Source organism: Pantoea sp. Ap-870, assembly GCF_011752515.1.
Taxonomy (GTDB): Bacteria; Pseudomonadota; Gammaproteobacteria; order Enterobacterales; family Enterobacteriaceae; genus Pantoea; species Pantoea dispersa.
The window spans coordinates 279,854-297,562 of the sequence record NZ_VWXG01000005.1; the positions used below are offsets into that span (position 1 = coordinate 279,854).

The following is a 17,709-nucleotide window of genomic DNA, read 5'->3' on the forward strand; positions in this document are numbered from 1 at the left end:
CACCCGGGCAATCAGCCCTGAACCTGCACGGCTGCGGCGCTGGCAATGGCGCGGGCCACGGCATCATCGGTGCTGTCACCGGTCGCCAGCGCGACACCCAGACGGCGCTGCCCCGCAATTTCCGGCTTACCAAACAGACGCAGCTGCAAACCGGCGCCAAGTGCGGCTTCCACATTCACAAACTGCACGTTGTGGCTATCGAGCTGTGGCAGGATCACCGCCGAAGCAGCCGGTCCATACTGGCGAATGCCGCCAATCGGCAGGCCGAGGAAGGCGCGCACGTGCAGCGCGAACTCAGAGAGATCCTGCGAAATCAGTGTCACCATACCGGTATCGTGCGGACGCGGAGAGACTTCGCTGAACACCACCTCGTCGCCGCACACAAACAGCTCCACGCCAAACAGGCCGTAACCGCCGAGCGCTTTCACCACGTTAGCGGCGATATCCTGCGCGCGCTGCAGGGCCAGTTCGCTCATCTGCTGCGGCTGCCAGGATTCCCGATAATCACCGTCTTCCTGACGATGGCCAATTGGCGCGCAGAAATGGATGCCGTCCACCGCGCTGATGGTCAGCAGGGTGATTTCAAAATCGAACTTCACGACGCCCTCGACGATCACCCGGCCCGCGCCCGCGCGTCCGCCTTGCTGCGCGTAATCCCAGGCGTGATCCAGCTGGCTGGCTTCGCGAATGAAGCTCTGGCCTTTACCGGAGGAGCTCATTACCGGTTTCACGATGCAGGGAAAACCGATCTCGTGCGCGGCCGCGACGAAACGCGCTTTGCTGTCCGCAAACTGATAGGTTGAGGTTGGTAACGCCAGCTCTTCGGCCGCCAGACGGCGAATGCCTTCGCGATTCATGGTCAGACGTGCAGCACGGGCCGTCGGCACCACTTTTTGCCCCTGTGCTTCCAGCTCCAGCAGTTTTTCGGTGGCGATGGCTTCGATTTCCGGCACCACAAAGTGGGGCTGCTCCTGCGCAATCAGCGCCGCCAGTGCGTCACCGTCCAGCATGTTAATGACGTGGCTGCGATGCGCAACGTGCATCGCCGGGGCATCGGCATAGCGATCGACGGCGATCACTTCCACCCCGAGACGCTGACACTCCAGCGCCACCTCTTTGCCCAATTCACCTGAACCTAACAGCATGACACGCGTTGCGGCAGGACGCAGCGCGGTTCCGAGAGTCGTCATAATTTCACCTTAGCAGTCAAAATGCGCGCGCAGTATAAACGAAAACGTTTGCGTACTCACGCATTGCGCACGTCCGGCTTTGCCATACTTTGCCAGCTCTGACGTTAACTGACACAGCGTGCGGCAGCATAGTGAGCGGAAACTTAAACAGGAGTTAAACGATGAGTAACTGGCTGCAGCAAATTCAATCGGTTCTGGCAAAGAAGGGCGGTGACGGCAAATCAGGCGGCCTGAGCGATATGCTGGCACCCGGCGCGCTGGGTGGCCTGGCGGGTTTACTGGTTGCCAGCAAATCGTCGCGCAAGCTGTTAACCAAATACGGCGGCACCGCGCTGCTGGTCGGCGGCGGGGCGGCGGCAGGCGCGGTGCTGTGGAATAAATACAAGCAGCGCGTGCGTGAAACCCATCAGGATGACCCTGCGTTTGGCCAGCTGCAGACGCCGCTCGACCAGCGCGCGGAGCGACTGGTAACTGCGCTGGTGTTTGCTGCGAAAAGCGACGGGCACATTGACGATCGCGAGCGCACGGCCATCGAGCAGAATATCCATCAGGCAGGTTACGGGGCGCAGGCGGAAGCGCTGATTCAGCAGGCAATGAACCGTCCGCTCGATCCGCAGTGGCTGGCCGCCGACGTGAAAAATGAAGAGGAAGCGCTGGAACTCTATTTCCTTAGCTGTGCGGCGATCGATGTCGATCATTTCATGGAACGCAGTTACCTCTCTGCGCTCGGCGATGCGCTAAAAATTCCGCAGGACGTGCGCGACGGTATTCAGCGCGACATCGCGGCGGAAAAAGCGGCCTGAGTCACGCCGGAGGCGGTTGCGGCGGCCTCCGGTTACACTTCGCGTGCGTTTCCGGCTTGGCTTCCTCTGCCAGAAGTGCCACGCTTGCAGGATGTCGTCTTTCAGGGAGAAACTCTGTAATGAATCAGCCGCAAGCGAAAAAAATCCCCCACCACATGACGTTACACGGCGAAACGCGCACCGATAACTATTTCTGGCTGCGTGATGATGACCGGCAAAATCCCGAGGTACTGGCTTATCTGGAGGCGGAAAACCGCTACGGTAAAGCGATGATGGCTTCTCAGGATGCGCTGCAGGATCGGGTACTGAAAGAGATCATCGATCGGCTACCGGCGCAGGACCACTCGGTACCGTACGTTAAACGCGGCTATCGCTACCAGAGCCGTTACGAAGCCGGCAATGAGTACGCGGCCTATTTCCGCCAGCCGGTGGATGCGCCCGCCGACCAGCCGTGGCAACTGCTGCTGGATGGCAACCAGCGCGCCGCGCACAGTGACTTTTACACCATGGGCACGCTGGATATCAGCCCGGATAACCAGGTGATGGCGCTGGCGGAAGATTTTTTATCGCGCCGCCAGTACGGCATCCGCTTTCGTAATCTCAACAGCGGCAGCTGGTATCCGGAGGTGCTGCGCGACGCGTCCTCCAGCGTGGCGTGGGCCAACGACTCACGCACCCTCTACTACGTACGCAAGCATCCGAAAACGCTGCTGGCTTATCAGGTGTGGCGTCACGAACTGGGGCATCCGCAGTCGGAAGATCAGCTGGTGTATGAAGAGCAGGATGAGTCTTTCCACCTCAGCGTGCATAAAACCACCTCGGAACACTTCATCCTGATCGCGCTGTTCAGCACAACTACCAGTGAAATTCTGCTGATTGACGCGGAATATCCGGACGCACAGCCGCAGGTGTTTTGTCCGCGGCGGCGCGATCATGAATACAGCATCGATCACTATGATCACCAGTTCTTCATTCGCTCCAACCGCGACGGCAAAAATTTCGGCCTGTACCGCAGCGCGTGGCTGGCTGAAGATCGCTGGCAAACCCTGATTCCGCCGCGCGACCACGTAGTGATGGAAGATTTCCAGCTGTTTCGTAACTGGCTGGTGGTCGAAGAGCGCCAGCGCGGAGTAAATACTCTGCGCCAGATTAACTGGGCCAGCGGCGAGAGTTACGGTATTGCCTTTGACGATCCGGCCTATGTCACCTGGCTGGCCTACAACCCCACGCCGGAAAGTGACACGCTGCGTTACGGCTACTCGTCGATGACGACGCCGACTACACTGTTCGAACTGAACATGGAGACCGGCGAGCGGCGCATTCTCAAGCAAACCCCGGTGCCGGGCTTTGACTCTGCCGACTACAAAAGTGAACACCTGTGGATCACGGTGCGCGACGGCACGGAAGTGCCGGTCTCACTGGTTTATCACCGTAAACACTTTCAGCGCGGCGCCAATCCGCTGCTGGCGTACGGCTACGGCGCGTATGGCAGCAGCATGGAGGCCAGCTTCGGCACCAGCCGCATCAGTTTGCTGGAGCGCGGTTTCATCTACGCGATTATCCACGTGCGCGGCGGCGGCGAGCTGGGCCAGCAGTGGTATGACGATGGCCGGCTGCAACATAAAATGAACAGCTTCACCGACTTCATTGATGTCACTGAAGCGCTGGTGGCGAAAGGCTACGGTAACCCGCAGCAGCTATACGCGATGGGCGGCAGTGCCGGGGGCTTGCTGATGGGCGGCGTGCTGAATATGGCGCCGCAGCTGTTTCACGGCGTGATCGCTCAGGTGCCGTTTGTCGATGTGGTCACGACCATGCTCGATCCGTCGATTCCGCTGACCACCGGTGAATATGATGAGTGGGGCAATCCGGAGCAGGCGGAATTCTATCGCTACATCCGCCAGTACAGCCCGTATGACAACGTGACGGCGCAGGCGTATCCGCACCTGCTGGTGACCACCGGGCTGCACGATTCGCAGGTACAGTACTGGGAGCCGGCGAAGTGGGTGGCAAAGCTGCGTGAGCTGCGCACCAACGATGCGCTGCTGTTACTTTGCACCGATATGGATTCCGGCCACGGCGGCAAGTCAGGTCGTTATAAATCCTATGAAGGCGTGGCGCAGGAGTTCACTTTCCTGATCGCTCTGGCGCAGGGCACGCTGCCGCCACGCAGCGATTACTGAGTGTCCTTAACGTATTTGCGCAGCGTCTGCCGCAGCGGCGCGCGCAAATCACGTACGTTTTCCAGTACCCAGCGCAGATAGCCCGGATCTTTACGCGCGATGCTGCCGATGCTCTGACCACGATATTTACCAAACGGGAACACTTCGTCGCTGACCGGCGCCGGCTGGCAGCGACTCACCATCTCGCTGGCGCTCCAGCCGGAGGTTTCCATAATGCGGATCAGCAGCGCGGCGGTGACGTAGCAATCGTACAGCGCGCGGTGCGCGTGCAGATCATCCGGCGGCGACACCTCAAGTTTGAGGCTATGGCGCAGCGCCTGATTACCGTATTTAATGCCCGGCCACAGCTGGCGCGCCAGCGTCATGGTACAGATCCATTCGCCCGGCATCGTCGGCAGCATGCGCCGGTCAAAGCTGGCGTTATGCGCCACATAGTGCGGGCTACCGTGATAGCGGCCAATCGCCTCTTCGATGGTCGGCTTGCCCACCACCATGGCTTCAGTGATGCGGTGCACCGCCATCGCCTGACGACTGATGGGCCGATCCGGGCAGATCAGATCGCTCATCGGATTGACGATCTGGCCGTCAATGACATCCACCGACGCCACTTCCACCACGCCGCCCTGCAGGCCACAGGTTTCCGTATCGATTACGCGTAACATAAATTATTTCTGCTTAGGTTCGTAGGGCAGGCGGGAGAGGCTGAGCGATGCCTGGCGATAGGCCATCAGGCGCTGACGGAACCAGTCGCGCAGCGCTTCCGGCTGCTCGCGCTCCACCATCTCGGCGATCACCGGCATGTTATAGCGCTCTTTAAACGCCACGCCAGCGGCGGCGAGATCGACGTTTACTTTGTCTTTCTCTTCCTGCGACAGCAGGGCAAGGTTTTGGCTCATGCTTTTCTCCTGATAAACAGGGGCAAAAATAATGGTTTCGCCCTGCTGGATCAAGGGAATTGGATCGCACCGCAAGTCTCGACAGCCTAAAAGCAGCGGCGTATCCTGCTGCCACATTTGCGGCGCAGTGCCGCAGTTAAAAGGGAAGACGTGATGATGAAAACTGCATCCAGGCGCGTTATCGCGCTACTGCTGGCGGGCGCGACGCTGGGCTTCAGCCAGCTGGCTCTGGCACATGCCCACCTGAAAGCCCCGGTGCCGGCGGACAACGCCGTGGTGGAGCGCGCGCCGCAGCAACTCACCCTGACATTCACCGAAGATATTGAACCGGCATTCAGCGGCGTGGAAATGATCAACGCGCAGCAGCAGCCGGTGGCGCTGGAGAAAGCCCAGCTGAATCCGCAACAGCACGATCAGCTGATTGTGCCGATCGCCCAGCCGCTGGCATCGGGCCAGTATCAGGTCAACTGGCACGTGCTGTCAGTGGACGGCCACAAAACCAAAGGTAGCTACAGCTTCAGCGTGAAGTAATGAGTCTTAGCGCGTTCTGGATCGGCCTGCGGGTGCTGCATTTTCTGGCGCTGTTTCTGCTGACCGGCAGTGCCTTTTATACCGCGCTGCTGGCGCCGGCGCGCTACCGACCGGTGCTGACACAGCGCTGGCGGCGACTGATGGGATACAGCGCCGTGCTGAGTTTACTCAGTGCGCTGTTGATGCTGGCGGCGCAGACCGGGCTGATGAGCGGCGACTGGCGCAGTATCGCCAGCATTGACGTCTGGCTGGCGGTGCTGGGCACGCGCTTCGGCGCGGTGTGGCGCTGGGTTATCCTGTTTGCCCTGCTCAGCACGCTGGCGCTGCGCCTGCGCGGTAATCTGCGCCAGCAGGCGTCACTGGCGACTGCGCTGTTGCAGCTGGTGGCACTGGCGGGCGTCGGCCATGCGGCGATGCGCGATGGCATGCCGGGACTGCTGCAGCAGGGGAATCATGCGCTGCACCTGATCGCGGCCGCCTTCTGGGCCGGTGGTCTGCTGCCGCTACTGCTATTGATGCGCGAGGCGCGTAACATTGCCTGGCGCACCGATGCCATTCGCAGCATGATGCGCTTTTCACGCTATGGTCATCTGGCCGTGGCGCTGGCGATTGTTACCGGCACGGTCAACAGCCTGCTAATTGCCGGTACGCCGCTCAACTGGACCGCCACGCTGTGGAGCGAGCTGCTGGTGAGCAAAGCGTTGCTGGTGGCACTGATGGTGCTGATTGCGCTGCTGAATCGCTATCTGCTGGTGCCGCGTTTTCGCCTGGCCGCCAGCCGGGCACCGAAACTTTTTATTCGCCTGACGCAGCTCGAGCTGCTGCTGGCGTTGATTGTTATCGGGCTGGTGAGCGTGTTTGCCACGCTTTCGCCGGCCTGAATCTGTTAAAAGATGAGATGAGGTCCAGATTTTGCTGAAGAAACTGATTCCAGCTGGGTTACTGATGGCGTTGTGCAGCCAGGCGTTCGCCGGGCAGATTATCACCGTCAGTCGTTTTGAAATTGGCAAAGATAAGTGGCCGTTCACCCGCGAAGAGGTGATGCTGACCTGCGAGAAAGATGGCGCGCTGTTTGCCATCAACCCCAGCACACTGCTGCAGTATCCGCTTAATGATAAAGCGCTGGCGCGCGGCAATGCCGGGCAGGGCACATTGCAGTCCATCGATACCATCCTTGCCGCCGATAAAGCGCATCCGGGACAAAAGATGAGCCTGCAGCCGATCGTCGATCGCGCCCAGCAGCTGTGCGGTAAATAATCCCTGCATTATCAGGCGTAGCGCACATTTTTGCCGCTGCGCCTGCCAGCCGTTAGTGCCAGCCCGATCACAGAGTTGGCAGCTTTTGCCGGCGGCGAAGCCCGCTGGCTGGAAAATCACCGATGCTGGTCTACCTTTAAAAGGCAAGGCGTCCTCGCCTGCAAAAATGCCAACTTTTAGCGCACGGCTCTCAACGAGCCATTTCCCTGGACCCGATACAGGAATCGTATTGGGTCTTTTTTTGTTTACTATTCAACATCAATAACTTATTAATTTATCAACGAGTTATTGCCCATCCTATTACACCGTGTTCTACCCTGTGACAACCTCCGCCGCCATTTTGCCGCCATTTTGCCGCCACTTTTGCCGGCCATGATCGCCAATGGATTGCAGTGAATAGCGTCTTCAAGATGATAAGGCGCGAAGTGGGCATAACGCATGGTTACGCGTATATCCGAGTGACCAAGGATGCGCTGCAGCACAAGAGGGCGCGGACGCGCCCTTAACATCAACGGCCAAATCAACGGCACGCTTCGGCACAATCTTCCATTGCGTCAATCTGGTTAGGATTGGTGTATCTGCGCCAGCGTCAGTGGCATACACGCCTTTGATACGAATAGTTTCTTCGCCGTAACTATTTCAGATAGATGGTCATGCGAACTTAATTTTCTTTCAAAAGTACCAATCTCACCAATGTTAGTGAATGGTGATTTATTTTCTTGGGTTGTAGATTTGGACGTCCATAGTATTAGTAATGGTCGTTGGCTATTGGGTGTAGGAGGTAAATATGATATTTATGATGTTACTATTTTACCTAAAGATAGAATTAATGTTTCTAATTCCAATTTCAGTTTTATTTGTGAAGTTAGCGAAATTGAAATTTCAGGGAAGGTCGTTGTAACAATGGATTATAGTGTTTTATTTAATAGTTAAGATGTCCTAAGTTTCGCACTCCCATAACTAGGGAGCATGTCTTTAGAAATGGCTCAGGACGAGCCATTTCAATTAGAAATTTATTTTTGCAACACTAAGGTAAAAAGCATTACGTTTTTGCTTATCTTTTAGCATGCTTGTAGGACAAATATGCATTTGCCAACGTGTGTCTAAAAAATAAAGCATTTCGACTGTTCTGTCTTGAATTTCTTTTGCCGTCCAATTTTCGTGAGCCGTAAGAGAGATTTCACAGTAACAACCGTGAGCAAACTTCTCCTTTTTCTCAGGAAATGGTTTGTTTGATAATGCGGCATTTTTAGCAATTGATAAAGGTACTAAATTCCCCAGGGCATTCCTTAACTGTTTCTTCTGCCTAAAATCATAAGCTGAATATAATTTCTTCCAGTATTCCCGGGTTGCTTTTTGCGGGAATATATGTTCAATAGTATGGTAGTCTTTATCTTTTTCTTTGGCGCCAAATTCAGACCATGACAGCTTGTCACGGCTTTCTCGAAAATGATTTTTTAAGTGATATTCGTATTCATAAAGGAAGTATCTAATACCCTGCCAAGTGTAAAAATCACCATCGGCGAAACTTTCGGCGAAACTACTATTGGTCGATTTAAGTAATTTGTCTGTATGCGATTTTATTTTTTGACTAATTGCGTTGAGGTCTTTAGTTCTTTTGTATTCCAATGCCAATGGAATAAAACTTGACATTCTATAATAAACTCGACTGAAAGTCGTGTATACAAAGAATGCTCTCTCAATTTCGACGAGAACGCTTATGATCTCATCTCGAGAAGCTTTCTTATTAAAAACTTCTAATATTAATAGACGAGAAGACCTCCATTCAGGCAGTTTTTTAATTCTTTCTAACCACATTACAATATCTGGGTCATAATTGCTGTTTTTAGGATTGTGAATAAAATACCAAGTTTCAACGGATTTTTTTAAATCGCTAACGTAATTATTTATCACATTAATATCAATCGCATACGTGCGAGTTTGATCACCGATTGGTTTAGCCGAAAAGATATCATCTAGTAAGATGCTTCTGTTTCCGACAATGTAGCTGTGATGATCAAGCCGAATGAATCTGTCGTACTCTTTTCTAGTTATCTTGATATCTTCAAATATGGTTATAACGTTTTCTTCTTCACTAACATCGACATTTTTTCCGATCTCTAAATCGGTGAAGTAATTAATTGAATGATGATATAAAAATTCATCATCGTCCAATCTATTCGTCATATCCCTTCCTAAAAAATGGTACATGGCTTTCCAACACTCATTTATAGAATGTCGTAGAGAAGCTTTATGGAAATCTTCGATATCTATTTTTGTTGAAAGATAAATTAATCTATTCTTTAATAGTTCTAAATGAGATAAAGGCTTGCCACGGTTATTCATCGTCTCAAAAGCAACGTAAGTATCTATTTCTTCATCTAATGAATAAATATTAAATAGTAACTGCTGTGTACATTTTTTATAGATTAACTCGATATCAGGAATTGATTTACCCTTCAGCTTTCCTTGAAGGAAAACTTTAGCTGCCGTGAGATTTTGCGTGTATATAGTACTTTCCATATACATCGCATTAGGTGATTCCTCTAAAAAAATATTCTTCTTTAAATATTCATAACTTGGATTATCCTTATCATAGCCAAAAATATAAGACCTAGCATGAGTATTACTCTTCTCTTCAAAAATAAATTTTTTCCGAATATCTATTAGATCAGTATAGTTTAATTGATCATTGTTTCCACGGCCTTTAACTTCTTCAATTATTGATTGAATTAAAAGTATTACGGTTGTTATCCTTTGTTGCCCATCAACAATATAAGAAGGTTTGTAGCTTTTCGAGCGGATAATCCAATGGTCTTCAATCCAACCGTCAACATTTTCTTCTGGGACTTCTTCTAAGGTCAAAACTCCTACATAATGATTCTTATCATGCTCGAGAAACATTAAGTCATTCCAAAACTCAGAGACTTCTTTTTCCGTCCAAGCGTAGCCCCTTTGGTAATCAGGTATACGTAATAATCGTTCTGTGAATATTTTTGAAATTGAAATTAAACTAGAATCCATATTTAACCTTCTTTAAGTTCTTTAATCCATAAAAAAATATGCTTATCATAACTTTTTACGAAACAAAACATATGTTAAATAATTAAAGGTAATATAAATCATAATTTATATTACATTTTGTTATGTGCGACTAATTGTCATTTTATTTCTGCAAAATGAAGCAAGCCAAAACGTCGCCATAATTCACATTAAGTAATTTATTTAATTGATAATAAAAAGTGTCTGGTGTTTTTTTTGTCTCTTTTTCGGCTTACTCTTTACCTGGCGAAATTGCAGTCGTGGCAGCAGCAAAATAATTATTTTAAATGCCTGAGGCTTTCAGAGATGAAAATAGTGATTAATTCTATCCACTTAAAATTCAAACGCGGTGCAGTCACCGCTTCGTCACACCCGAAATTTATTAATAAAATGTCTTAGCCCTTGTGTTTATCCGCCAGACGTGCGTTAATGCATCTCCGGTCTGATAAGCAGACAGTCCCATAGTTAGTTCGTTTTGTATCTCTCATCTGTGTTAGTGCCTTTCCTGTGCCTTTCTCTTTGAGTTTTATCTCAGGTTCTGATGTGTCGCTGCGGTTCAGCCTCTAATGCCATATGGCTCATTATCAAGGTATAAACATGTCAAATAAAATGCTCGGTACAGTAAAATGGTTCAACGCTGAGAAAGGTTTCGGCTTCATTTCTCCGGAAGACGGCAGCAAAGACGTTTTCGTCCATTTCTCTGCCATTCAGGGAACTGACTTCCGCTCACTCGATGACGGTCAGAAAGTTGAATTCTCTGTAGAAAACGGCCCTAAAGGTCCGTCAGCTGTTAACGTTACAGGTCTCTGATTATTACAGTAATTAATGCTATGAGATGCCCACAATGTCAGGGCTCTCAATATCGCCAGTCCATTTTTGACAGGAACAGGCAAAATCCACTCGGCGCAAAATGTATTTTTTGTAAGTCGATTATGATTGCCATCGCCTCGTCGTTGTATGTGATGAAAGAAGCGAATTAATTCAGTTGTGTTATTTATGTGGCGAAATAAATTAATAACCACACATGATGACTAACGCAGCGAGTACCCTATTATTGGTCACCTTCGGGTGGCCTTTTTTATGGTTACTAGCTGAAGCCTGGCGATAAGCAAAGCGTAAATCGCTGACTAATTTACTTCTTACGCTTAATTCACAGATGCGTGATAAACCCGCCGGGCTGAAGGATAACGCAACTAAAATAGTTATTACCCAATGTGGGGTATGGAGGTGCTTATGTCAGAACGACCCGATGATGTCACTCCGCTGCCTGATGATGCGCAGGTGCCCGGCGAAGAGCCGCTGGATGACGATGATGATACCGGCACCGGATTGCCTGAAGACGATGGGCAAAAACCGATCTAATCGATAAACCTCCCGCGGGAGGTTTTTTTACCATGTGGGTATTGGCTGTGGTGGAATCAATAGCTTCCCCAATCATCCACATTTCCATTCAGCACGGTGGTTTATGCTGTTCACGTTGAGGCGTTTTTCTTCGCGCGCCGGGTACGCAGATATTCTTCCAGATAAGGCAGCAGTTCAAACACCACGATTGCGCACAGTACGCCAATAATATAACCCTGCGGCAGCGGATCGGCACGTAGCGTTAGAGTAAATCGGGGCGCTTCATTGCCGGCCCCAAATAGCGCGAGAAATTGCGGCCAGTGACGGGAGATCACCAGTAGCAGCGCCATCAGCGGCACCATTTCGAGAAAACTGTGGATGTGTTGTTCGACCGGCGTCACTTTTCTGCTTTTCACCGCATAGCTGACGTCCCATAACGCAGTGGCTTCATGACAAAAAAACAGCACGATCATTAGCGCAATAATCAGCGCATTCACCTCAAGAAATAATGCCAGCAGCAGCGGAATGCCCATCTCCAGAAACATTAAAATATGTATCCACGTCTCTTTAACGCCGGAGGTGTGCTCTATTTCGGTTGCGCGATGGCAAAGCCAGTCGGCAAAACCAGCAATAAGCCAAACCGGTAGGACAAAATAGAGTAACAGCAACATTTGTGGATCAAGACTGTGCATCAGCATATCCTTTAGTTCAGCGTAATAACCAAGCTTAGCCATGAAAATTTAATCAGGGTAATGGTGGTGGGCGTTAATTAAGCCAGACGTAAAAAAGCCGCCGGAAATAATACCCGGCGGCGATAAAGACGATAAATTTTCAGGACAGGCCGTTATGAGCGCTGAAGCGGCTAACGGTCAGGCCTGCGGCTGACCTACCGGCCCTTTACTCATTGGACCCCCGGGCACCGGTTGTTCTGCAGGGACATTAGGGCGTCCGTCCGGGCCAATTGGCCGTTCAGGTTGCTGACAGCCAGCCAGCGCGGTCAGGGTGGAGAGGATTAACAGACTGGCAAACAGGCTCTTCATGCGATGATTTCCTGCGAATGGAAAGATAACGTCCGCCGCACACGCGACGGCGGACCGGACAATAATGCATTAAGGTTCTTCGATACGTGCAACATCGACGCGGGTATTTTCGCCCCGGCCATATACTTTGCCGCTCACCCGGACCTGATCCTCGGCGTTATAGGTTTTGCCTTTGAAGGTATCGGCTGCAGCCTTAATCGTCACGGTGCCGGTGCTGTCGCGGAATTGATAATTATCACCGCTTAACTTTTTAACGATATAGCCTTCCAGCGTGACATAGCCGCCCTGACGAAAATCCCGAATTTGTTCGATATGCGTCTGGCCGGTGTCTTCAGAACCTTTATAACCGGCGTCCTGTTGTTTCTGCGGCGGCGGGGTTTTACCGCCCTCAAAGCCGCCCTGTTCAGCGATAGCGCCCAGACTAAACACCATCAGCAGTGACGCCAGTACCGTTTTTTTCATCATAATCATTCCCTCTTGATTGCAACATTCCACAATGACTTAAGCCTGGCACAGGATCGCGCATCCCGGGAGCCGTTACGCTGAATCGTTATTGAGCACGCTGGCCGGAATGTCGATGCGATCGCCCAGCGACCAGCGTTTCTGCCCCAGCACGCGCTGCGGCGTGGTGTCCGGTACGTTGAAATAGTAACCGGCGGCGCCGTTATCGTCGGGCTGCGCTTCGAACAGCGTGTCCGGACGGATGCCCATCTCATTGAGGTCGTCGTCGCTTAACGCAAGGTAGGTGGCTAATGCAGACTGGCTCATGGCTTTCCTCCTGTCTTATGGGTACGTATTCAGTTAAGCATCGATTGGTATTTATGCCATCGGCTGCGCTTATTGCAGGCGGTGATGATTTGACGAACGCCAGATGCTGTTCTTGACTGAGTCGTACAGGCATTAAATTGAGGTTGCTACCATGACTGAGCTATTCCATATTATTTCCGTCGGTACCCTTGTTGCCGGACTTTATTTGCTCAATTAGCGCAATTATTAAGCGCGATAACATTGCGTGAGATAATACACAAGTGACGTTGTCACATGTGATGCATTGTTATGCTGAGCGCAACACAGCGGATATTTGCAGCAGCCAGCCACAGCGAAAAATGGTATAACAGGGCGCATTGATTGATGGCCGCTTAACAGGATTTCGCATGGCAGCAAATACACAATATCTTCTCTGGGTGATGATTGGCACGCTCACCATTCTGAGCATTTTTATCGGCGCGATTGTCGGTCAGGCCAAAACGCCGCGCACCGGTTTGCTGACCTTTGCCGGTTTGTTTGTCGGTTTTATGCTGGCGATCTTTTTAATCACGCGTTAACCGGGGATTCGTCATAGCCAACCTATGATTCTCAGCTGCGCCGTTACCAACCGCTGCCGTTGCGAATATGGCCCCAGCGCGGGGTGATATTCTGCTCCAGCTGATATATCAGCGCCAGAATCAGGTTGAGGTTATAGCGGGTCACCTCATTATGTTGCGTGATACAGGGTGATGACGATTCTATCAGATTGAAATTACTGTATTTTTCCAGCAGCCCGAGGTGCGGTAACACTTCCTGCTCGCGCTGATGATCGGCCAGAGCAGTAAACAAATAAATATTTTTCTGCGTCTGGCGATCGCGTCGCAGGGCATTGGGCAGGTATTTATTTAGCAACGCGACCGCAGCCGGGCTTATCTCTCCCATCATCGCTTTACCCACACTGGGCCAAATCTGGCTTGCATAGTCACCGAGAAAAAACTGCGGCACTGCAGTAATAATGTTTCTGATGTTGTGGCGGATACCGAAGTAGAGCGCGGCACTGCCGCCTTTCGACGCGCCCAGAATGGTCACATCAGAAGGTTGGGTTAGCTCAATCACCGCCCGGATGAGCTGACTGACGCCGTGCTCGATGTTGAACTGGAGATTGTTACACAGGTAATACGCTGGCAAACCGTTGAAATCGTCTTTGATCCATAACACGGCTGCGCGGGTGTGCTCCAGCAAAGTAAAATCATACACGGTAGGATCGGGCAGGTTAAACCCGGACATGACAATCAACAGATGCTGATTATCCAGACTGGCCGGTTTATAGCGATAGTGCACATCCAGGCCATTCAGATAGTTAAAGGTGTAGTCAGTGATCATGCGGGCTCCTGTGGGATTCAGCAGACAGAAGCGACACAAACGCAACGGGCATTAACAGCGCGCCAGATCAATAGTTGAGAATGATAGTTAATATCATTTAACTTGTTCGGAATAATCTTAAGCGTTACAGTAGGTGCCGTCCCTTACAGAGCTAACACCTTGATTGAGTGCCGGAGATAAGCGCCGGGGGGAATTTTCACAGGGCTGCAGGATGCAGCCACTGCTGAAAACCTTACAGCGGCCTGCGCGCCGCCAGCAAAAACAGCATCGGACGCTCGCGCTCCTCATCCAGCGCCGGATTCTCCGCTACCTGCTGTACATCCGGACCCCACTCATCCAGCCGTTCAATCACCAGACCGGCGGCAATCAGCGCGTTAATCCAGGTTGCCAGCTTGCGGTGCTGCTTCTTCACGCCGGCGGCAAACCAGTTGCTGATCCGTTCCCCTTCCTGCTGATACTGATTGACTGGCCAGCTGCGCTGCCCGGCATCATCGATGAACCACTCCTGCTGACGCGGAGCGGTATAAATCGGATGCTCGCATGAAAACACCAGCGCGCCGCCGGGACGTAACGCATGAAAAATCGTGGCAAACAGGGCGTCGATATGGCTGAGATAGTGTAGCGCCAGCGAACTGTACACCACATCAAAAGTGCTGCTGAGCTGCAGGGTTTCGAGGTCAGCGCGCTGGTAAGTGATGCCTGGCCGATCGGTCATGGCAGCGGCCTGCGCCAGCATTTTTTCTGACACATCCAGCCCCAGCACTTCACGCGCGCCTTGCTGCTGCGCATAACGACAAAACCAGCCGTAGCCGCAGCCCAAATCCAGCACGCGCTGGTCACGCAGTTCAGGCAGCATTGCCCGCAGCGCGGGCCACTCGGGCGCGCCGTCCAGTCCGTTGACCGAACGCGGCAGGGTGGCGTAGCCAGCAAAAAAATCGGGGTTATCGTAGATATTCTGACTCATGGCGACTCCTTTCAATAAGACGCAAAGGAGTGTAAGCGTTTAGCGCGGTATGAAACACCGCTCAGCCAACAAAAAGCAGATGCACCAGGCGCGCGAGCGACTCCAGCAGCAGCAGGCTGCCAATAAAAATCATCACGAGGATGCCAACAAACTGTTTCCGACTGCTCACGCTGATGCCTCCGCGGCTACCCCTCACCGGACTATACTTTATGCCGGGTTTACTAAACTTCCAGTCAACCGGGGCAGATTACATGTTTTATCAGACGCTGCGTGCAAATAACTGGCGCAATATTTGGGTGGTCGGTGATTTGCACGGCTGCCGCGCGCAGCTTGATGCGCAGCTGCTGCGGCAGGGCTTTGATCGGCAACAGGATCTGCTGCTATCGGTCGGGGATTTAATCGACCGCGGGCCGGACAGCCTCGGCTGTCTGCAACTGCTGGAAGAGCCGTGGTTCCGCTGCGTGCGCGGTAATCACGAGCAGATGGCGCTCGATGCGCTGCAGGGCGACGATCCGATGCTGTGGATGATGAACGGCGGGGACTGGTTCTGGCAGCTGAGCGGTGCGCGGCTGATTGCCGCGCGTCATGCGCTGAAGCGCTGTGCCGAACTGCCGCTGATATTACATCTGCAATTCGAGGAGCGCGTCATCGTCATTGCTCATGCCGACTATCCTGCCAGTGCCTATGCACTGGGACAGGATGTCGACTGGCATCAGGTCGTCTGGAGCCGCGACCGGCTCGCTCGCCATCAGCGCGGCCGCTCGCAGCCGATCGCCGGCGCCAGTGCGTTCTACTTTGGCCATACGCCGCTGGAGCAGCCGCTTAACGCCGCGAATCAGCATTACATTGATACCGGCGCGGTATTTGGCAACCGGCTGACGCTGGTGCAATTGCAGTAATGGTTGTTAACGGAACAGCCGGCCGTCGCGCACCAGTTCACGCGGATAGCTGTTTTTGATGCGGCTTCCGACGCGTTTCGCCAGGCCCAGCGGCTGCTGCTGGTAAGTGACAATCACCTCATCGCGCACGGGCGGCGTGTCGGGATGAATATCCTGACCGCGATACCAGCTTTCCGCCTGCGCTTCGTCCAGTTCGAACGCCAGCGCGCTGTCCGGTTGCGCCAGCGCCACCACCGCTTCATGCTGCCAGCGAAAACCTTTCGGGAAGGTTTCTGCCAGTTTGAGACCGATACGCGAGAAACGCACTTTGCTGAGCCAGCTCTCCAGCGCCGCCGGGAACAGCCACAGCTCTTTGTCGCGCTGCCACAGTGTCAGGCTCTCATCCCAGTGCAGTCCCACCTTGTGCGCGGCCTGCGCCACCTCCGCCACCAGCTTGCGGCTGGCGGGCGAGAAGGGCAGCTTGCCGAGTTTGTAGGTCGGCGCTGGCAATGGCGGCACGCTGGCAGTTTTGCGCAGCCGCGCGACGAAAAAGCCTTCGCTGTCGAAGATATGCGGAAACACGTGCAGGAAGCCTTCCGGCGTCAGCGCGCGTTCGGCGCCAGCGAACAAATCGTTGAGCGGCACAATTTCCAGCGCCTGCGGATAGCGCTGCTGCAGCCAGGCAATCACCTGCTGGTTTTCGATGGTATTGAGCGTACAGGTCGAGTAAATCAGCGTGCCGCCCGGTTGCAGCGCGTGAAAAGCGCTGTCGAGTAAATCGCGCTGGGTGGCGGCGATGGCCTCGGTGCTGGCCAGCGTCCAGTTGCGCAGCGCGTCAGCATCTTTCCGTACCACGCCTTCGCCGGAGCAGGGCGCATCCAGCAGTATGGCATCGAACTGTTCCGGCAGCGCGGCACCAAAGACGCGCCCGTCAAAATGGGTCAGCGCCACATTGCTGACGCCGCAGCGGCTGATATTGGCATGCAGCACTTTCACCCGGCTGGCGGAGTATTCATTGGCGAGGATCGCGCCCTGATTGCGCATCAGTGCGGCCATCTGCGTGGTTTTAGAGCCCGGCGCAGCGGCCACGTCCATCACTTGGCGGGCATCCGGCGCGGCGTCAAACAGCGCGCTGACCGGCAGCATTGAGCTGGCTTCCTGAATATAGAACAGACCGCTGAGGTGTTCCGCGACGCTGCCGAGCGGCAGCGATTCGTCATCACGCGCAATCCAGAAGCCTTCCCGACACCACGGAATCGGCGTCAGCTGCCAGCCGTAGCCCGCCACACGCGTGAGAAAATCCTCCACGCTGATTTTCAGCGTATTGACGCGCAGACTGCGGCGCAGCGGCTGCTGACTGATGGCGAGAAAGCGTTTGAGTTCGGCCTCGTCGGCCAGGCTGGCGCGCATCAGCGCGAGAAAATCTTCAGGAAAACGATCGGACACGGATATCT

Annotated in this window: 22 protein-coding genes and 2 pseudogenes; 11 read left to right on the forward strand and 13 right to left on the reverse strand. The window is 53.0% G+C overall.

The features are described from left to right. Positions 1 to 11: 11 nt before the first annotated feature. On the reverse strand, positions 12 to 1,190 hold the full coding sequence (gene purT / locus F3J41_RS14730; RefSeq protein ID WP_031280195.1) for a formate-dependent phosphoribosylglycinamide formyltransferase: 1,179 nt from the start codon (positions 1,188 to 1,190) through the stop codon (positions 12 to 14). 161 nt (positions 1,191 to 1,351) lie between these two features. Between purT and F3J41_RS14735 the strand changes: the two genes are divergently transcribed. Further along, the gene (locus F3J41_RS14735; RefSeq protein ID WP_166711648.1) at positions 1,352 to 1,993 is read left to right on the forward strand and encodes a tellurite resistance TerB family protein; all 642 of its coding nucleotides are present in this window, start codon (positions 1,352 to 1,354) and stop codon (positions 1,991 to 1,993) included. A gap of 119 nt (positions 1,994 to 2,112) precedes the next feature. Beyond that, positions 2,113 to 4,176, forward strand: a complete 2,064-nt coding sequence (locus F3J41_RS14740) for a prolyl oligopeptidase family serine peptidase (RefSeq protein WP_088518142.1) — start codon at positions 2,113 to 2,115, stop codon at positions 4,174 to 4,176. On the opposite strand, the gene exoX is transcribed toward F3J41_RS14740, so the two are convergent. Beyond that, on the reverse strand, positions 4,170 to 4,838 hold the full coding sequence (gene exoX, locus F3J41_RS14745; RefSeq protein WP_021509985.1) for an exodeoxyribonuclease X: 669 nt from the start codon (positions 4,836 to 4,838) through the stop codon (positions 4,170 to 4,172). The genes F3J41_RS14740 and exoX overlap by 7 nt on opposite strands. A 3-nt stretch (positions 4,839 to 4,841) precedes the next feature. Beyond that, on the reverse strand, positions 4,842 to 5,072 hold the full coding sequence (locus F3J41_RS14750; protein ID WP_010616356.1) for a DNA polymerase III subunit theta: 231 nt from the start codon (positions 5,070 to 5,072) through the stop codon (positions 4,842 to 4,844). Positions 5,073 to 5,225: 153 nt separating this feature from the next. Between F3J41_RS14750 and copC the strand changes: the two genes are divergently transcribed. From copC to F3J41_RS14765, 3 genes are read left to right on the forward strand one after another with little or no spacing between them, the layout of a single operon-like run. Next, positions 5,226 to 5,603 carry a copper homeostasis periplasmic binding protein CopC gene (gene copC, locus F3J41_RS14755; RefSeq protein WP_166711650.1) on the forward strand — a complete coding sequence of 126 codons (378 nt, stop codon included), beginning with the start codon at positions 5,226 to 5,228 and terminating at the stop codon, positions 5,601 to 5,603. Further along, a complete protein-coding gene (copD, locus tag F3J41_RS14760) occupies positions 5,603 to 6,484 on the forward strand; it encodes a copper homeostasis membrane protein CopD (RefSeq protein WP_166711652.1) in 882 nt (293 codons plus the stop codon). Before copC ends, copD begins: the two co-directional genes overlap by 1 nt. Before the next feature lie 28 nt (positions 6,485 to 6,512). Next, positions 6,513 to 6,860, forward strand: coding sequence for a YebY family protein (locus F3J41_RS14765; protein WP_031280196.1), 348 nt, complete (start codon positions 6,513 to 6,515; stop codon positions 6,858 to 6,860). 269 nt (positions 6,861 to 7,129) lie between these two features. On the opposite strand, the pseudogene F3J41_RS23460 reads toward F3J41_RS14765, so the two are convergent. Then, a pseudogene (locus F3J41_RS23460) lies at positions 7,130 to 7,345 on the reverse strand (hypothetical protein); the annotation flags it as partial. Beyond that, positions 7,344 to 7,499: pseudogene (locus F3J41_RS23465) on the reverse strand (hypothetical protein); the annotation flags it as partial. The pseudogenes F3J41_RS23465 and F3J41_RS23460, both read right to left, overlap by 2 nt. On the opposite strand from F3J41_RS23465, the gene F3J41_RS23685 reads away from it, so the two are divergent. After that, the gene (locus F3J41_RS23685; RefSeq protein ID WP_371815485.1) at positions 7,497 to 7,793 is read left to right on the forward strand and encodes a hypothetical protein; all 297 of its coding nucleotides are present in this window, start codon (positions 7,497 to 7,499) and stop codon (positions 7,791 to 7,793) included. The pseudogene F3J41_RS23465 and the gene F3J41_RS23685 overlap by 3 nt on opposite strands. A gap of 72 nt (positions 7,794 to 7,865) precedes the next feature. Here the strand turns inward: F3J41_RS23685 and F3J41_RS14775 are convergent, their stop codons facing one another. Next, positions 7,866 to 9,884, reverse strand: a complete 2,019-nt coding sequence (locus tag F3J41_RS14775; RefSeq protein ID WP_166711654.1) for a DUF262 domain-containing protein — start codon at positions 9,882 to 9,884, stop codon at positions 7,866 to 7,868. A 615-nt stretch (positions 9,885 to 10,499) separates the two neighbouring features. On the opposite strand from F3J41_RS14775, the gene F3J41_RS14780 reads away from it, so the two are divergent. The 3 genes from F3J41_RS14780 to F3J41_RS23585 all read left to right on the forward strand — a co-directional run bounded on the left by F3J41_RS14780 (position 10,500) and on the right by F3J41_RS23585 (position 11,264). Then, the gene (locus F3J41_RS14780; protein ID WP_021510003.1) at positions 10,500 to 10,712 is read left to right on the forward strand and encodes a cold shock domain-containing protein; all 213 of its coding nucleotides are present in this window, start codon (positions 10,500 to 10,502) and stop codon (positions 10,710 to 10,712) included. 20 nt (positions 10,713 to 10,732) lie between these two features. Next, on the forward strand, positions 10,733 to 10,882 hold the full coding sequence (locus tag F3J41_RS23470) for a hypothetical protein (protein WP_230857119.1): 150 nt from the start codon (positions 10,733 to 10,735) through the stop codon (positions 10,880 to 10,882). Between the two features lie 253 nt (positions 10,883 to 11,135). Further along, a complete protein-coding gene (locus F3J41_RS23585) occupies positions 11,136 to 11,264 on the forward strand; it encodes a hypothetical protein (RefSeq protein WP_021510004.1) in 129 nt (42 codons plus the stop codon). A 110-nt stretch (positions 11,265 to 11,374) separates the two neighbouring features. Here F3J41_RS23585 and F3J41_RS14785 read toward each other — a convergent pair whose 3' ends face one another. From F3J41_RS14785 to F3J41_RS14800, 4 genes are all read right to left on the reverse strand, one after another. Continuing rightward, positions 11,375 to 11,935 carry a diguanylate cyclase gene (locus F3J41_RS14785; protein ID WP_211075239.1) on the reverse strand — a complete coding sequence of 187 codons (561 nt, stop codon included), beginning with the start codon at positions 11,933 to 11,935 and terminating at the stop codon, positions 11,375 to 11,377. 177 nt (positions 11,936 to 12,112) lie between these two features. Beyond that, entirely contained in the window at positions 12,113 to 12,283 is a 171-nt protein-coding gene (locus F3J41_RS14790) for a hypothetical protein (protein WP_058774586.1), read from the reverse strand. Positions 12,284 to 12,352: 69 nt separating this feature from the next. After that, positions 12,353 to 12,745, reverse strand: coding sequence for a YgiW/YdeI family stress tolerance OB fold protein (locus F3J41_RS14795; RefSeq protein WP_058757753.1), 393 nt, complete (start codon positions 12,743 to 12,745; stop codon positions 12,353 to 12,355). 75 nt (positions 12,746 to 12,820) lie between these two features. Beyond that, the gene (locus F3J41_RS14800) at positions 12,821 to 13,051 is read right to left on the reverse strand and encodes a hypothetical protein (protein ID WP_021510007.1); all 231 of its coding nucleotides are present in this window, start codon (positions 13,049 to 13,051) and stop codon (positions 12,821 to 12,823) included. A gap of 386 nt (positions 13,052 to 13,437) precedes the next feature. Between F3J41_RS14800 and F3J41_RS14805 the strand changes: the two genes are divergently transcribed. Then, positions 13,438 to 13,608 carry a hypothetical protein gene (locus F3J41_RS14805; RefSeq protein WP_164861043.1) on the forward strand — a complete coding sequence of 57 codons (171 nt, stop codon included), beginning with the start codon at positions 13,438 to 13,440 and terminating at the stop codon, positions 13,606 to 13,608. A gap of 43 nt (positions 13,609 to 13,651) precedes the next feature. On the opposite strand, the gene F3J41_RS14810 is transcribed toward F3J41_RS14805, so the two are convergent. After that, complete coding sequence (locus tag F3J41_RS14810; RefSeq protein ID WP_193751821.1) at positions 13,652 to 14,413, reverse strand: hypothetical protein; 762 nt, start codon at positions 14,411 to 14,413, stop codon at positions 13,652 to 13,654. 232 nt (positions 14,414 to 14,645) lie between these two features. Continuing rightward, positions 14,646 to 15,377, reverse strand: a complete 732-nt coding sequence (locus tag F3J41_RS14815) for a trans-aconitate 2-methyltransferase (protein ID WP_058774587.1) — start codon at positions 15,375 to 15,377, stop codon at positions 14,646 to 14,648. Positions 15,378 to 15,628: 251 nt separating this feature from the next. Here F3J41_RS14815 and F3J41_RS14820 point away from each other — a divergent pair, with 251 nt between their 5' ends. Then, complete coding sequence (locus F3J41_RS14820) at positions 15,629 to 16,276, forward strand: metallophosphoesterase (RefSeq protein ID WP_127834766.1); 648 nt, start codon at positions 15,629 to 15,631, stop codon at positions 16,274 to 16,276. A 6-nt stretch (positions 16,277 to 16,282) separates the two neighbouring features. On the opposite strand, the gene rsmF is transcribed toward F3J41_RS14820, so the two are convergent. Further along, complete coding sequence (gene rsmF / locus F3J41_RS14825) at positions 16,283 to 17,707, reverse strand: 16S rRNA (cytosine(1407)-C(5))-methyltransferase RsmF (protein ID WP_166711683.1); 1,425 nt, start codon at positions 17,705 to 17,707, stop codon at positions 16,283 to 16,285. Positions 17,708 to 17,709: the final 2 nt, after the last annotated feature.

Bases quoted from the DNA above. Each gene is read 5' to 3' on its own strand.
- F3J41_RS14805 (WP_164861043.1), top strand. From the start codon at position 13,438: ATGGCAGCAAATACACAATATCTTCTCTGGGTGATGATTGGCACGCTC.
- copD (WP_166711652.1), top strand. From the start codon at position 5,603: ATGAGTCTTAGCGCGTTCTGGATCGGCCTGCGGGTGCTGCATTTTCTG.
- F3J41_RS14735 (WP_166711648.1), top strand. From the start codon at position 1,352: ATGAGTAACTGGCTGCAGCAAATTCAATCGGTTCTGGCAAAGAAGGGC.
- F3J41_RS14780 (WP_021510003.1), top strand. From the start codon at position 10,500: ATGTCAAATAAAATGCTCGGTACAGTAAAATGGTTCAACGCTGAGAAA.
- F3J41_RS23585 (WP_021510004.1), top strand. From the start codon at position 11,136: ATGTCAGAACGACCCGATGATGTCACTCCGCTGCCTGATGATGCGCAG.
- F3J41_RS14820 (WP_127834766.1), top strand. From the start codon at position 15,629: ATGTTTTATCAGACGCTGCGTGCAAATAACTGGCGCAATATTTGGGTG.
- copC (WP_166711650.1), top strand. From the start codon at position 5,226: ATGATGAAAACTGCATCCAGGCGCGTTATCGCGCTACTGCTGGCGGGC.
- F3J41_RS14815 (WP_058774587.1), bottom strand. From the start codon at position 15,377: ATGAGTCAGAATATCTACGATAACCCCGATTTTTTTGCTGGCTACGCC.
- F3J41_RS14800 (WP_021510007.1), bottom strand. From the start codon at position 13,051: ATGAGCCAGTCTGCATTAGCCACCTACCTTGCGTTAAGCGACGACGAC.
- F3J41_RS14775 (WP_166711654.1), bottom strand. From the start codon at position 9,884: ATGGATTCTAGTTTAATTTCAATTTCAAAAATATTCACAGAACGATTA.
- F3J41_RS23470 (WP_230857119.1), top strand. From the start codon at position 10,733: ATGAGATGCCCACAATGTCAGGGCTCTCAATATCGCCAGTCCATTTTT.
- purT (WP_031280195.1), bottom strand. From the start codon at position 1,190: ATGACGACTCTCGGAACCGCGCTGCGTCCTGCCGCAACGCGTGTCATG.
- F3J41_RS14790 (WP_058774586.1), bottom strand. From the start codon at position 12,283: ATGAAGAGCCTGTTTGCCAGTCTGTTAATCCTCTCCACCCTGACCGCG.
- F3J41_RS14740 (WP_088518142.1), top strand. From the start codon at position 2,113: ATGAATCAGCCGCAAGCGAAAAAAATCCCCCACCACATGACGTTACAC.
- exoX (WP_021509985.1), bottom strand. From the start codon at position 4,838: ATGTTACGCGTAATCGATACGGAAACCTGTGGCCTGCAGGGCGGCGTG.
- F3J41_RS14750 (WP_010616356.1), bottom strand. From the start codon at position 5,072: ATGAGCCAAAACCTTGCCCTGCTGTCGCAGGAAGAGAAAGACAAAGTA.
- F3J41_RS14785 (WP_211075239.1), bottom strand. From the start codon at position 11,935: ATGCACAGTCTTGATCCACAAATGTTGCTGTTACTCTATTTTGTCCTA.
- F3J41_RS14795 (WP_058757753.1), bottom strand. From the start codon at position 12,745: ATGAAAAAAACGGTACTGGCGTCACTGCTGATGGTGTTTAGTCTGGGC.
- F3J41_RS14810 (WP_193751821.1), bottom strand. From the start codon at position 14,413: ATGATCACTGACTACACCTTTAACTATCTGAATGGCCTGGATGTGCAC.